The sequence below is a fragment of the Novosphingobium colocasiae genome (genome assembly GCF_014652555.1).
GTDB classification, from domain to species: Bacteria; Pseudomonadota; Alphaproteobacteria; order Sphingomonadales; family Sphingomonadaceae; genus Novosphingobium; species Novosphingobium colocasiae.
This window is the reverse complement of the sequence record NZ_BMZA01000027.1, coordinates 1-13,327: the sequence shown is the minus strand read 5'-3', so window position 1 is coordinate 13,327 and position 13,327 is coordinate 1. Positions and strand designations below refer to the sequence as shown.

The following is a 13,327-nucleotide window of genomic DNA, read 5'->3' as shown; positions in this document are numbered from 1 at the left end:
CGGAGGCCCATCAGCGCCGAGCTTGAATGCCGCAACACGCGGGAAGCCGTACGCTTACCGTCGCCCTGAGTGCTTCGATGACAGCGGCAATGACAACGGCATCGGCATCGCGACCGATCTTCACCGCCACACCGTCGATCTCCAGTTCGACAGCGCTTGCCTTCGACCGCCGCTGCTTCTTCGGACGCTTGGCCGGCGGGAGGGCTTCCCCAACGGGCGCTGTATCAATGACGGCAGGAACAAAGGTCGGTGCCACCGGCAGCGTTACACCGCGGCCTTCCAACTGCTTACGCAGTTCGCGACGCCAGGTGAACAGCTGGGATGGGCTCAACCCGTGTCGCCGGGCGACTGAGCAGACGGTCTCCCGACCAGCGAAGCTCTCGGCGACGATCGACGCCTTCACTTCCGCCGGCCAATCCCGCCTGCGACCCGCACCAGTGAAAATCTCAAAGCGCTGAACGCCGCTAGTGCCAGCATCATCACATGACATCGTCATAGCACCCGCGCCTCCACCCAATCAGGGCACGGAGACTCGGCGCTGCGCTTCAGGCCCGCAAGGTGGGACCGCGGCTCCGCTTACACGTCAACGGCGGGGACGCCTCGTGAGAGCAGGATCTGGCACTTTGCCTACCTCGATTACGGCAGGCACGAACGGCCTGCCGCAGACTCTTGATTGTGCGGGCCTTGGCCTCTCTCATGTGAGCTTTGAGTTCGACAAAGGCCTTGTCGATGGAGTTCACGTCGGGACTGTAGGCCGAAAGCGCCGTACGGACTGACGGCGCAGCTCTTGCTATCCGCGCAAGCGCCGATACAACTTCCGCATCCCGCCGATCCAACGGCCGTAGTCGCTGGTCTTGTTACGCATATAGTCCAGCACTTGCGGGTGCGGCAGGATCAAAAAGTCCTCGCGCTCGAGGCTGCGTACGGTGATCTCGGCCAGTTCCTCGGGCTCCATCATGCCGTCGAAGGGAGTATTGCCGTCCGCGACACCGGCAGTCATCGCCGAACGCACCAATTGCGGGCAGAGCACCGAAACCTTGATCCCGTCGTCGCCGAGGGTGATCGCCAGCCACTCAGCCAAGCCCACTGCGGCATGCTTGGTCACTGCATAGGGCGCCGAACCGATCTCCGAGAGCAGCCCTCCCGCCGAGGAAGTGTTCAGGAGGTATCCGCCGCCGCGGGCAATCATCCGCGGAGCCAGGTGGCGGGCGGCCCAGACGTGGGCCATGACGTTGATGTCCCAGCTACGTTGCCAAGCGGTATCAGCCCCGCCACCGTCTCCCGCCAACACGCCGACGTTCTTGGAGTAAATGCCGGCGTTGGAGCAGAAGAGATCGATCGGGCCGATATCGCGCTCGACCGTCTCGATCAGGCGGGCGATCTCGTCTTCCTTCGAGACGTCGACGCCATAACCCGTCGCCGTTGCGCCAATTGCAGCGGCCGCATCACCGGCTCCGGCCGCGTTGAGGTCGGCGCAGACAACCGCTTTCGCGCCCTCTGCGGCGAACCGCTGCGCCAAGGCCCGGCCGATTCCGCTCGCAGCCCCGGTGACGACGATGATTTTCCCCTGGAATTCCATAGCGTTTCCTCATTTAAGTTCAGTCGATCAGCAGAGTTTGCGCAGCCCACCATCCCTGCCAGGAGTTTCGTCGCGGCCCCGGCCGAGTGGAAGGCACTTGGCCGCCCAGGAATCGTCCCCGTCAGGCAGAGTCCACCAATCGGAGACGAGTTCGTATGGGGCTACCAGCACCGTCCTTACGCGCTCCCGCTTTTGTAAGACGCTCCAGCCAGCTTGCGGTGGCAATCGCAAGCTGGCTGGAAATGCATCAGCACTGGGCGAGACCGTTATCGACGCTAAGCGCGACGCCATTGATATAGTGGGATTCGTCCGACAGGAGGAACAAAACCGCCCGCGCAATGTCGATCGGCTTGCCCAGTTCAAGATCGGGAAATGGCTTGAGTTCCTTCGCTAGCGGCCCGACGTCTCGCACCATATTCGTGTCGAAGCCGGATGGGTGCAAGGAATTGCAACGGATCTTCAACCCCTCGTCGAGGCTGTAGACGGCAATGGCCCGCGTGAGCGATTCAACGGCACCCTTTGCCGCACAGTAAGCCGTGAACCGCCAATGACCGCGCAACGAGGACAGGGATGCCATATTGACGATGGATCCCCCAACACCTCTCATCGCGCGGACCGCATGCTTGCAGCCGAACATGGTGCCGTCTGCGCTGACCGCCATGACCTTGCGCCAATCCGCCTCAGTGACGTTGTCGATCGCCCCGACCGTCGCAAAGCCTGCGTTGTTCACGAGACCATCGACCCGACCGTGCCTTGCAAGCACATGCGCGAACAGATCCTCCCACTGCGCCTCGACGGTCACGTCATGTGCCCGGAACTCTGTACGCCCGCCGATCGCCGCCGCGGCCGCTTCGCCGGCGGCAACGTTGATGTCCGTCATCACCACCGTTGCGCCTTCTTCCGCCAACAGGCGGGCATCGGCTTCACCCAGGCCGGCTGCAGCGCCCGTGACTATAACGACCTTGCCATCCATCCGTCCCATATCCGCCTCCGTTATATTTTGCACGCTGCGCTTGCTCGAAAGGCTGCGTTGCCTTTGAAGCCAAAAATAATCCACAATCCGAACTCATTCACCCAACTTGCTCAGACAAGCGGGTGAATGGAGTTGTCCAGTCCACCAGGACATCAAGCGACTGTCAGGCGTCGCGGCGAATAGCGACAACCGATCCATCCGCGTCACAGGAGACATATATCGTGCCATCCTTGCCCACAGCGATCCCTGCAAAAGGACCGAGCGGCCCCATCAGACCCGGCGAGCCGGTAAGAGGCTTCGGGACCACTCCGGGAGGAGCGCCTACCGCGAGGCCGCTGGCAATAGTGGTGCGGGTGCCGAGAGTAAGATCAAAGGCGATCAACACCTTGTTGCCGGCATCGACAATGTAGAGCTGATCACCCTGGACGGCGATACCCTGTGGCTGCTGCAGGCCATCAAGAACTGTTTCTGCCCCCGAGCCGCTCACCTTAACAATGCGCCCGCTGCCCGATTCCGAGACAAAACAGCTACCGTCATCGGCCAGCGCGACACCGGCAGGCTTGGCAAGCCCTGATGCGAGGATCTCGACCTGATCGCCATCAAATCGCAGGACACGGCCAGCACCCAATTCCGCAGCGTAGATTTTTGCAGCGTGAACAGCGACGCCGCAGAGCTGATCGAACCCTTTCGCCAGCAACTCGCTTTCGCCCGAGGCGTAGCTGTACTTGTACACCTCGCCCAGCAACGTCGTGACCGCAAACTCGCCCTCACCCGAAGGCGCGAGGTCACGCGGCGAGATAGGGAAACCAGGAGCAAACAGGACGCCTACTGTCTCTGGAGACCCACCTCGCGAAAGCTTCCGAAGGGAAAATCCATCAGCGATGTACAGGGCTCCGTCGTCGCCTTCCTGCAGCCCGAATGGCCATAGAAACCCGCCAGGAAGAACCACGCGCTTATTGCCGTTCTCGAAGATCTCGGTAATCTGCCCGTCAAGCCAGCTCGACGTAAAAATGCGGTTCCCTACCAGCGTGAGGTTGTCCAACCCTCCCCCGGCATTCGCCAGCAGCTCGGACTTGCCGGTCCTAGTATCGCATCGCACGACATCGCCTGCGTGGCTCTGCGTACAGATCAAGAATCCATTCGGGTCGAACTTTACCGCGCAAGGTCCGTGAAGCCCTTCAATGACGCGCTCCGGTTCGCCGCCCTCGAGACTGATCCTCCAGACCTCTCCTGCATGCATCGCCGGATAATAAAGGAGCCCGTCAGGTCCAACTTGCATTCCATTGGGAAACGAAAGGCCCTCGGCAAGAACGCGCATGGCTCCACTATCTCGATCGAGCTCCACGAGCCGGCCACCCGGCCGGCACTCGTTCACGAAAAGGCGGTCATTATGAATCGTGATTCCGTTCGCGGCGGGAAGGTCATCCCTCAGCACGCGAATTTGGCCATCTGGCGTGCGGACGCTGACGCGGCCGGCGTGTGGATCCGTTACGTACATATAACCGCGAGAATCGAATGCCGCATCGTCGGGGGCGACGATATCACCTCCCTTGGAGCAAAGAGGCTCGATTTCGCCGGTATCAACGTCGAGGGCATCGATCTCGCTACCGACCAACTGAGTGATGTATATGCGCCCGTCTTCTCCAGTACACATGCCATTGGCACCGAACAGATCGCTCGCCGAAGTGAGCCGCGTACAGACCCAACCTTCGGCAACAGCTACCGACCCGGGCACACGATACCTTCCCATTGAACATCCTTTCCTGTCGAAGCAGGTCCGGCGACCTTGGTGCGTAAACCGCCGATACCGTCCCACCTATTTATGCGATGTTATAAATTGACATTTTTCAGCAAGTTGAACGTTATGGATATATCATGAGAATATAGCTCGCAATCATACATAATAACCCAATAACGTTACAAAATGCCTTATTTAATTATAAGATTTTACAAACAAAATAAAATACCACAACGGCCGTTATTGTAGATATGATATTCATTTAATAACCCGCAGCCCCACCAATCTCGACACACACTTATGCCCATGGGAGTACTTAGCTTTCTCCGAGTTAAGCTAGCAGTTGCTAAGATAGGAGTGGGCACAACTCAAGATAGCCCCCGCCGTTGATTACCCCTGTAATTTGACCCGGCAGGTCTGGACCACGGCTTCGGGGAACACAGCGGTGATCGCATCGGGGAAGCCCTTGAGCCCATCGACGACCGCTAGCATGATATCCTCGGTGCCGCGGTTCTTGAGCTCGTTCATCACGCGCAGCCAGAACTTGGCCCCTTCGTTCTGCTCGATCCACAAGCCCAGAACCTCCTTGTGGCCATCGGCACGGACCCCTGGGCAATGTGGATCGCCTTGTTGCGGACCATCCCCTCATCGCGGATCTTCACCCGGATCGCGTCGAAGAAGACCAGCGGATAGGCCGGATCGAGCGGCCGGGCCTGCCAGGCGGCAACCTCTTCGAGTACGGCGTCGGTAACGGTCGATATCAGGTCCGGCGAGACGTCGATGCCGTAGAGCTCGTGCAGATGCCCGGTGATCTCCCGGGTGCTCATGCCGCGCGCGTACATCGAGACGATCTTGTCGTCGAAGCCGGGAAACCGGCGCTGGTACTTGGCGATCAGCTGCGGATCGAAGCTGCCCTGCCGGTCGCGCGGAACCTCGATCTCGATCTTGCCGGTGTCCGTGACCACAGTCTTGCGGCCATAGCCGTTACGGTTGTTGCCACTTTGCTCGTCATGCCCGAGATGATGATCCATCTCAGCGTGGAGCGCGCGTTCGGCCAAGGCCTTCTTCAGCGAATCCAGCAATCCGCCCTGATCCAGCGCCGTCGCAGCATCCGTGCCAGCCAAAAGTTGATCGAGTAAATCAGCCGGGATCGCCGCCTCCTTGCGTCGGGACATAGCGGGACTCCTTCCTACCCATTATGCCCGCCCACACACGGAAATCCTGACAGTCCCGAGCCGTTCGGCAACCTCCTTGCTCTGCAGACCGTCCGTGCAAAGCAACACCATCCGGCAGCGGTCCGATAACGAGCGTGGCGCCTTATGCCGCCGAACCTGCGACTCCAGAAACGAACGTTCCGCCGCGCTTAAATCGACAATATCTGCCTGACGACCGACCATCGCATGTCCCCTGTCAAGCCAGCGGCGTATACAATGATGCTTATTACAGTTTTAGGTAACTAGTTCAGCCCGCCGGTCTTTTTAGCGGTTTTGATGCGAACAGGTCCCACGAATAGTCGGAGTGTGTGGCACCGCGATTGTGATTGGGGAGAGCGTCGAGCTTTTCCACATCGACTTCGCTCAAAGCCCATTCCTTGCGCCAATCGAAGACCACGACCCGGTGCAGGACTTTCCAGTCTTCGCCACGCTTTTCGAAACGATCATCGTACCGGCCGGCAATGACCCATTCACTGCCACCTTCGACGAGATGCTGATGGGCGAAGAAGTAGGTTTCGACATTGGCGAATTTGCCGTCGAGCTCGATATGTGACTGCCCAAGCAGGTGTTGCATGCGCAACATGGGCCATTGCCTGCTTACAAACGCCCCGAACTCGGCAGGCGTGCCCTCATGTGTTCCATGCGCGTCCCAGCCGTCGGGCCAATAGGCACCCAGCACAAGTTCCAAATCCTGGCGGTCGATGCCTCGTGCGTAACTGGCAAGCGATTGCCGTATCAATTCCATGTCGATCAGACTATCTATGTTCATATCAGTGCTCTCCCGAACCGCACAATTCAAGGAAAACGGATCAGCAAATTCCGGGCTCGGCCGATTGCAAAAATCGGCGCTTCGGCAAACGTGCGATTCAACCATTATGTTTGCAACATTTGCGTCTGACGGATCGTCTGAAAATCACACACGCAATTTGATCTCCTAGGTGGTGACACGCCTCGAAGAGGAGACCCGGATCGGCAAGGGCGGGACCCTGGCAGGACAGCTCTCGCGGCTCCACCTGGTGGTGCTCGATGAGCTTGGATATCTGCCGTTCGCGCGCTCTGGTAGCCAGTTACTGTTCCACCTGATCAGCAAGCTCTATGAACGCACCAGCGTCGTCATCACGACCAACCTCGCCTTCGGCAAATCGCCTACCGCGTTCGGGGATCCCAAGATGACCATCGCCTTGCTCGACCGCATTACGCATCATTGCGATATCGTCGAGACCGGCAATGAAAGCTGGCGCTTCAAAAACCGCAGTTAACCGCCACTCTCACCCCATCTTCAAAACCGACTTGCGCCGTGTGCGCCTCCGGCCGGGCTACGCCCGACCTCCGCCGCACACAGCGCTCCCCACACCCCCCGAAAGGGGGGCCCTCTTCAACGCCGATATGGGGTCCCGTTTGCACGCCGTTTGACATCCGTAGAAGGACGTTCGGCGCAGATCACGGCGTAAATTGGCAAAGTGTGGACCGATCACGAGCCAGTCCTGGCGCGATCCGTATAACGGGGTGCTGTGGATCCGCTTGAGTGCCGCATCATCATTGAGGCGCACGGCAAAGATCCCGATACAGGTGTAATATCCTAGTCGAGCATCTTGTGGCGGCACAGACTTCTAGGAGAATATGGCTCTGAAAATCGGCTCGCTTTTTTCACGGCACGACATTTTGGTATCATTTGGAACTTTGATGTGCCGAGCGCGCCTACTGTAGGCCGTTACCTAAACAAACGTCGAAATTTCGGCGAGGAGAGAGATATGCGCGTTGCAGGGCAGCAATGACGGACGTAGGCCAGACTGGAGCTTCTGCTCGCAAGTCGACACTGAATGCCGACGATGTTCACACCGTATGCCGCCTTTGCAGCGGCCGGTGCGGCATGATCGCCACCCGCGGTGAGGATGGCCGGATTGCGCGACTGCGCGGGGATCCCGAACACGGCCACAGCCGTGGCTACGCCTGCGCCAAGGGCCTGAACTTCATAGCGGGCATGGACTCGCCGAGGCGCCTGCTGCAGCCGCTCAAGCGCATGCCGGACGGGTCCTTCACCCCCATCGACCTGGAGACGGCGCTAGATGAGATCGCCGAACGGCTGGGGGCGATCCGCGAGGCGCACGGCCCCAAGGCGATCGGCCTGTTCAGCGGCACACCGCCCAACTTCAACGGCGTGCTGATGCAGCTCATGCCCGACTGGATGAAGGCCCTGGGCTCACCGTTCAAGTACAGCACCGCCACGATCGACCAGTCGTCGCACTGGGTCACCGCGTCGCGGATGGGCTACTGGGATGCGGGCAAGCATCGGTTCGAGGATTCCGAGGTCATCCTGCTCCTCGGATGCAACCCGCTCGTCTCGATGGCAGCCTACTACGTGTTGACCTCGAATCCGGCCAAGCGGCTGAAGGCCGCCCGGGCCGGCGGTCTCAAGCTGATCGTGATCGATCCGCGCAGGAGCGAAACCGCCCGCCATGCCGACTGCTTCCTCCAGCCCATCCCCGGGCAGGACGTGGCCCTGCTGGCCGGAATGATTAACATGATCCTGGCCCGCGGCTGGCATGACGCGGGCTTCTGCGAAACCTACGTCGATGGTCTCGACGCGCTGCGCCAGACGCTTGCGCCCTTCACGCCCGAATATGTGGCCGAGCGCTGCGGCATTACGGCGCAAGATCTGGAAACCGCCGCGAAGATGTTTTCCCATGCGCGGCGGGGGTTTGCCCACACCGGCACCGGCGGGTCGATGGGCCCATTCTCGAACTTGGTCGACCACCTGATCGAAGTGCTCAACGCCATTTGCGGCCGCTTCCGCCGCGCTGGAGAAAGCGTCCCTAATCCCGGCGTTCTCTCGGCGCCCCGAACCATCCGGGCCCAGGTGCGCCCCGCCGTGCGGCCGTGGGAATCCGAGCCCAGGAACCGGACGGGATATGGGCTGATCATGGGCGAGTTCCCGAGCGGCGCCATGGCCGACGACATCCTCCTCCCGGGTGAGGACCGAGTGCGGGCGTTGATCGTGGATGGCGGCAATCCGGCGGTTTGCATCCCGGATCAGGCCAAGGCAGTGCGGGCTCTCAAGAGCCTCGAACTGCTGGTCTGCATCGAGCCCTTCATGACGGCGACGGCCTCCTGTGCGGACTACATCCTGCCGCCCAAGTTGATGTACGAGCGTATCGACATCCTGTTCAGTCCCGGCGGCGAGGCGGTCCACGCCGCCACCCCATTCGGCCAGTACCTGCCTGCGGTGGTCGAACCCCCGGCGGGATCCCAAGTGATCGACGATTGGTACTTCTACTGGGCCATGGCCAAGCGCCTTGGCCTGCAGTTTGAGTTCGCCGGCGTTCCGCTCGATATGGACACCCCGCCCACGCCCGACGATCTGCTGGCGATCTACCTACGTAACGCGCGGATTCCCTTCGACGAGCTCAAGCGGTATCCCGGCGGAAAGACGTTCGAATTCGAGGACGTGATCGTCCAGCCCGCCGAAGAGGGCGCGGACCATCGGCTCCAGTTGGCTCCCGACGATGTCCTGGAGGAACTGCGCGCATTCCAGGCCACGACCGCGGACTTGCCTGCGCCATTCACCCATCGGCAGGTTGTCAGGCGCGAGCGCGGCGTCGTCAATTCCCAGACCGACCTTTCGGACGGCCGCGGGTCGGGCCAGACGCCCGCCTACCTTCATCCCGCCGATCTGACGGCCCTTGGGGTTGCTCCGGGCGATCTGGTCGATATCGACAGCGGCAAACATGTCGTGCAAGCCGTCACCGTCGCCGACGAAACGGTACGGCAAGGCACCGTGTCGATCACACATTGTCGGGGCGGGCTTCCCGACGAGCCAGGCGCGGCGTCGAGGCTTGAGTTCGCCACCAGCCTTTTCGTGAGAACCGATCAAAACGTGGAAGCGGTCAACGCGATGCCGATGATGACATCCATCCCGGTTCGCGTGACCCGCAGCGACGCGGTAAAAACCACTGCCAATGCGTCGCAGGAACTGACCGAGGAAACGGCACCCGGGGCGTGATCGCAGCTCAAAGTTGGTTCTGGGCGTTTATTGGCGCCCAGACCGGATCCACGCGTCACTGCGGGCTCGATCGCCCATGGCGCGGCAGCTCGTCCCCTTGGGACGGTCATCGCAGTTGTAATTTGCATGCCCCGTTCGCCTACGTGCCTTGCCCCTAGACAGGCAAACGCAGACAAGACGCATGAAGAAATGGAGAGATCAGATGTCGGCCACAGATCAGACAAAAGCGTCTAATATGCCACTTGCTGGCTGCCGGGTATTGGATATGACGCAGTATGTCGCTGGCCCCACAGCGACCAGGATGCTGGCTGAACTCGGCGCTGAGATCATCAAGGTTGAGCTTGCGCCGCATGGCGATCCGACGCGCTTCCATCCCTTCATCAAAGAGGGGCGTAGCACATATTATGTGCAGCAGAACCGCGGCAAGAAGAGCCTCTGCATCGATGGCAAGTCGCCCGAAGGGCGAAAGATCTTGCGCGATCTGATCCAGGTTTGTGACATTTTCGTCGAGAATGGGGCGCCCGGCGTCATTGGCCGCATGGGTCTGGACTACGACAGCGTGAGCAAAATCAACCCGCGGCTGATCATGTGTTCGATTTCCGCCTTCGGTCAGACCGGAGAGCTCGCGAATGCGCCCGGTTTCGACTGGTGCGGAGGGGCTTATTCCGGGGCGCTCTCGATGATCGGCGAAAGGAACGGCAGCCCGATGCCCCCGCAGGTGGCAGTTGGGGACGTTACGGCAGGATTGCTGGCCAGCAACGGCATTCTTGCAGCCATGCTCCACCGGACCCAAACGGGTCGCGGCCAGTTTGTGGACGTGAGCCTGTTGGACGGCTTCTTTTTCCTGCACGACGCCGCCCCTGCTCGAGCCACGGTTGCGGGATCGGACGACCCCGACCCAACCCGCAACGGAACTCAGGCCGGCATCGGGCTGGCGCCCGTTGGAGTCTTCAAAGGGTCTGCGCGGCACTTCGTTATCATGGCCGCGACCGATGCGATGTTTGTCCGGTTGAGCGACGCTATGGGCGAAAGTTCGCTCTTGAACGACGAGCGTTTCGCCACCAACAGCGCTCGTGCCGCGAACAAGGCCGCGCTCGCCGAGGAAATCGAGCGCTGGTTGTGCAGCATTTCCGACGACGAAGCTTGCGAGCTGCTGAACAAGCACCGGGTTCCGTCAGCGCCCATATTGTCCGTCAAGGAAGCGTGCGCCCATCCGCATCTTCTGGAACGTGGAACGGCCGAGGTGATCGAGGATCCCGTGCTCGGCTCGTTCGTGGTGCCGGGCTTTCCGATCAGGTTTTCGGAAATCGGACGCAGTGAGCAGCGGCCGGCCCCGAATCTTGGAGCCGACGGCTCAGAAATATTGGAGGACGTCCTGGGGTATCCCGAGGACGAGGTTAAGCGCCTGCAAGGCAATGGCGTTGTCGTCGGCAGCTGATCGTCGACGGCACCCAAATCTCTGCCTATGGCCCTCACGGAGCCTTGGGCTGACCGGACAAGTTGGCGGCCGCCGCTGCTCCCCCTCTAAAGAGGGGAACAGCAGGCACCGGATCCAGGCGCCGGTCGATTTCCGGAGCACGACCAGCCTTCCGTCTGGTCGGCATTGCACACCGATGACCGGTCAGGACCCTGCACCCGGGGCCCGGTCATCGAGTAAAGCTTTTTACGATAGGAAGTGAACATGCGAGCACTAGTCATTGGAGGAACGGGTCCGACCGGACCATTCATCGTGAACGGACTCCTCGCCAGGGGCTACAAGGTCGCGATCCTTCACCGAGGAAATCACGAACTGGACGAGATCCCGCCCGAAGTTGAGCATATTCACGTCGACCCGCACTTCAGCGAAGCGCTAGAGGAAGGCCTGAAGGGACGGGAATTCGATCTGTGCATCGCGACCTATGGTCGCTTGCGCCTCGTAGCCGAGGCCATGGTGGGCCGCACCAAGCGATTTATTTCGGTTGGCGGGCCCGGCTACGGCGGCATCTTCCGCCCGCAGTCCAAATTTCCGACCGGCGAGCTGATCCCCGTCGAGGAAGCCAGCCAGTTCATCCAGTCCGCCGATGACAACAAGTTCGGCTATCAGATGAAGCTGACGGAGGATCGCGTATTCGAGCTGCATTCCGAGGCAACCCATCTGCGCTATCCTTACACGTATGGGCCGCATCAGATCTCGCCGCACGAGTGGCTCATCGTGCGCAGATTGCGCGACGAGCGACGGTACATCCTGGCAATTGACGGCGGCCAGACGCACCATCCTCGCGGCTACTCGGAAAACGTCGCTCACGCGGTCCTTCTGGCAGTAGACAACCCCACTGTCGCTGCGGGCAAGATCTACAATTGCGGTGACGAACGCCAACTGACACTCGCGCAGGTGGTTGAGGTGATCGCTGACGAGATGAAGGCGGATGTGGGCATCGTGGGCGTCCCTTCCGGCGTCGGAAGGCTCGCAAGAACCATGATGCTGGGAGATACGCTTCAGTCGATCGTGCCCGATCTTTACGCGATCAAGTCCGACCTGGGCTACAAGGATGTGGTCGATCCGGTGGAAGGCCTGCGCAGAACGGTGCGCTGGCTTCTGGAGAACCAGCCGGAGCCAGGTGGGCGCGTGGAGAAAATTCTCAACGATCCCTTCGATTACGAGGCCGAAGACAAGTTCGTTGAAGAGTACTCGCGCGCGCTCGAGAGTCTGAGCGCCTACAGCTGGGACGACAAGCCTTCGATCCATCCGTATGCCCACCCGAAAAAGCTGGGCGAAAAGGATCGTTACGGTCGTTGATCAGCGCCCGAGGCGCAACTACTCAGAGATAGGTATCGGAAGCGAAATGAGCGAGATTCTAATTGAAAGGCGTGATGGCGGCGCATTTGTGACGTTCAATCGCCCCGAGTCGCGAAATGCTCTGAATACGAATATGGTCGATGCAATAGCTGCGTTGATCGCTTCGATCGACGACGATCCAGAGGTGCGATATCTGGTGTTTCAAGGCGCTGGAGGTCACTTCAGCGCGGGCGGCGACATGGAGGCCTTTGGCCAGTCGCTTCAGCTCAGTTCCGACGAGCGACGCGCTTCGTTCGAGGGCCGTATTCGTCACAATGGCAAATGCTTTCTGCTCTTGGAAGCGCTGCAGAAGCCGGTGATATCCCTGGTGCGGGGAGCGGCGGCTGGCGCAGGCCTCAGTTTCGTGCTGGCATCTGACTTCGTCTTTGCCGCAGAAGATGCCATGTTCATTTTCGCACAGCCGCGTGTCGGGCTGAGCCTGGATCTGTCCCTCACCTATCATCTGCCACGCGTTGTCGGTCCGAAGATCGCGCGGCAGCTAGCTCTCACCGGGGCAATGCTCGACGCAGATGGCGCACGGCTGAAAGGCATCGTCGATGAGATTCACCCCCATGACAAACTGGCCGATGCGTTGGCCAGCTTGGTCAAGCGGTTCGGCGGCGTAGCTCCTCGTGCGGCAGGGCGTTCCAAATGGCTTGTGAGCGGTAGTGACAGGCGCAGCTTGGACGATCAAATCGAGCAGGAAGCCCTTGCCCTCGGCGCATGTGCTGTCGAGCCTGATTTTGATGAAGGTGTCCAGTCGTTCCTTCAAAAGCGGCGTGCGGCGTTTACGGGCAAGGTCGTCTAAGCCATTGGCGGTCTGGCTGCAGCAAGAAGAGCAAGCAGCCGACCGACCGATCTTGGAATTTCATTCGCTGTCGGTTCAAATCGGAGCTGCCATCTGACATGCCCCCCGGATTTCCTCCAGTCGGGATTAGAGCGGGGCAACTGTAAGCGATGTGCTCAGACCACGGCGATCCATGGCATGAGGTCGCCCACTGCGTTTGC

9 protein-coding genes and 3 pseudogenes are annotated in these 13,327 nt (G+C 60.4%); 5 read left to right on the top strand and 7 right to left on the bottom strand.

Features of this window, described 5'->3' with window-relative positions; translation table 11 throughout:
• Nucleotides 1–10: 10 nt before the first annotated feature.
• The 7 genes and pseudogenes from tnpA to IE122_RS17200 all read right to left on the bottom strand — a co-directional run bounded on the left by tnpA (nt 11) and on the right by IE122_RS17200 (nt 6,273).
• Nucleotides 11–490, bottom strand: coding sequence for an IS66-like element accessory protein TnpA (gene tnpA, locus IE122_RS17225; protein ID WP_268249030.1), 480 nt, complete (start codon nt 488–490; stop codon nt 11–13).
• A 300-nt stretch (nt 491–790) separates the two neighbouring features.
• Complete coding sequence (locus IE122_RS17220) at nt 791–1,579, bottom strand: SDR family oxidoreductase (protein WP_189622485.1); 789 nt, start codon at nt 1,577–1,579, stop codon at nt 791–793.
• Nucleotides 1,580–1,826: 247 nt separating this feature from the next.
• Nucleotides 1,827–2,561 (bottom strand): SDR family oxidoreductase, encoded by a 735-nt coding sequence (locus IE122_RS17215; RefSeq protein ID WP_189622484.1) that lies wholly within the window; start codon nt 2,559–2,561, stop codon nt 1,827–1,829.
• Nucleotides 2,562–2,715: 154 nt separating this feature from the next.
• On the bottom strand, nt 2,716–4,302 hold the full coding sequence (locus tag IE122_RS17210; protein WP_189622483.1) for an SMP-30/gluconolactonase/LRE family protein: 1,587 nt from the start codon (nt 4,300–4,302) through the stop codon (nt 2,716–2,718).
• A gap of 387 nt (nt 4,303–4,689) precedes the next feature.
• Nucleotides 4,690–5,465: pseudogene (locus IE122_RS17205) on the bottom strand (IS256 family transposase); the annotation flags it as partial.
• A 54-nt stretch (nt 5,466–5,519) separates the two neighbouring features.
• A pseudogene (locus IE122_RS18650) lies at nt 5,520–5,687 on the bottom strand (IS630 family transposase); the annotation flags it as partial.
• A gap of 64 nt (nt 5,688–5,751) precedes the next feature.
• Nucleotides 5,752–6,273 carry a nuclear transport factor 2 family protein gene (locus IE122_RS17200; protein ID WP_189622482.1) on the bottom strand — a complete coding sequence of 174 codons (522 nt, stop codon included), beginning with the start codon at nt 6,271–6,273 and terminating at the stop codon, nt 5,752–5,754.
• Nucleotides 6,274–6,442: 169 nt separating this feature from the next.
• On the opposite strand from IE122_RS17200, the pseudogene IE122_RS17195 reads away from it, so the two are divergent.
• The 5 genes and pseudogenes from IE122_RS17195 to IE122_RS17175 form a co-directional block, all read left to right on the top strand.
• A pseudogene (locus IE122_RS17195) lies at nt 6,443–6,763 on the top strand (ATP-binding protein); the annotation flags it as partial.
• A 512-nt stretch (nt 6,764–7,275) separates the two neighbouring features.
• Nucleotides 7,276–9,504 (top strand): molybdopterin-containing oxidoreductase family protein, encoded by a 2,229-nt coding sequence (locus IE122_RS17190; protein WP_268249029.1) that lies wholly within the window; start codon nt 7,276–7,278, stop codon nt 9,502–9,504.
• Between the two features lie 181 nt (nt 9,505–9,685).
• Complete coding sequence (locus IE122_RS17185) at nt 9,686–10,942, top strand: CaiB/BaiF CoA transferase family protein (protein ID WP_308430427.1); 1,257 nt, start codon at nt 9,686–9,688, stop codon at nt 10,940–10,942.
• Between the two features lie 291 nt (nt 10,943–11,233).
• Nucleotides 11,234–12,280, top strand: a complete 1,047-nt coding sequence (locus IE122_RS17180; RefSeq protein WP_189622479.1) for a Rossmann-fold NAD(P)-binding domain-containing protein — start codon at nt 11,234–11,236, stop codon at nt 12,278–12,280.
• A 46-nt stretch (nt 12,281–12,326) separates the two neighbouring features.
• A complete protein-coding gene (locus IE122_RS17175; RefSeq protein WP_189622478.1) occupies nt 12,327–13,127 on the top strand; it encodes an enoyl-CoA hydratase/isomerase family protein in 801 nt (266 codons plus the stop codon).
• Nucleotides 13,128–13,327 lie beyond the last annotated feature (200 nt).

Coding starts and splice junctions, on each gene's coding strand:
- tnpA (WP_268249030.1), bottom strand. CDS start 490: ATGTCATGTGATGATGCTGGCACTAGCGGCGTTCAGCGCTTTGAGATT.
- IE122_RS17220 (WP_189622485.1), bottom strand. CDS start 1,579: ATGGAATTCCAGGGGAAAATCATCGTCGTCACCGGGGCTGCGAGCGGA.
- IE122_RS17215 (WP_189622484.1), bottom strand. CDS start 2,561: ATGGGACGGATGGATGGCAAGGTCGTTATAGTCACGGGCGCTGCAGCC.
- IE122_RS17210 (WP_189622483.1), bottom strand. CDS start 4,302: ATGGGAAGGTATCGTGTGCCCGGGTCGGTAGCTGTTGCCGAAGGTTGG.
- IE122_RS17200 (WP_189622482.1), bottom strand. CDS start 6,273: ATGAACATAGATAGTCTGATCGACATGGAATTGATACGGCAATCGCTT.
- IE122_RS17190 (WP_268249029.1), top strand. CDS start 7,276: ATGACGGACGTAGGCCAGACTGGAGCTTCTGCTCGCAAGTCGACACTG.
- IE122_RS17185 (WP_308430427.1), top strand. CDS start 9,686: ATGAAGAAATGGAGAGATCAGATGTCGGCCACAGATCAGACAAAAGCG.
- IE122_RS17175 (WP_189622478.1), top strand. CDS start 12,327: ATGAGCGAGATTCTAATTGAAAGGCGTGATGGCGGCGCATTTGTGACG.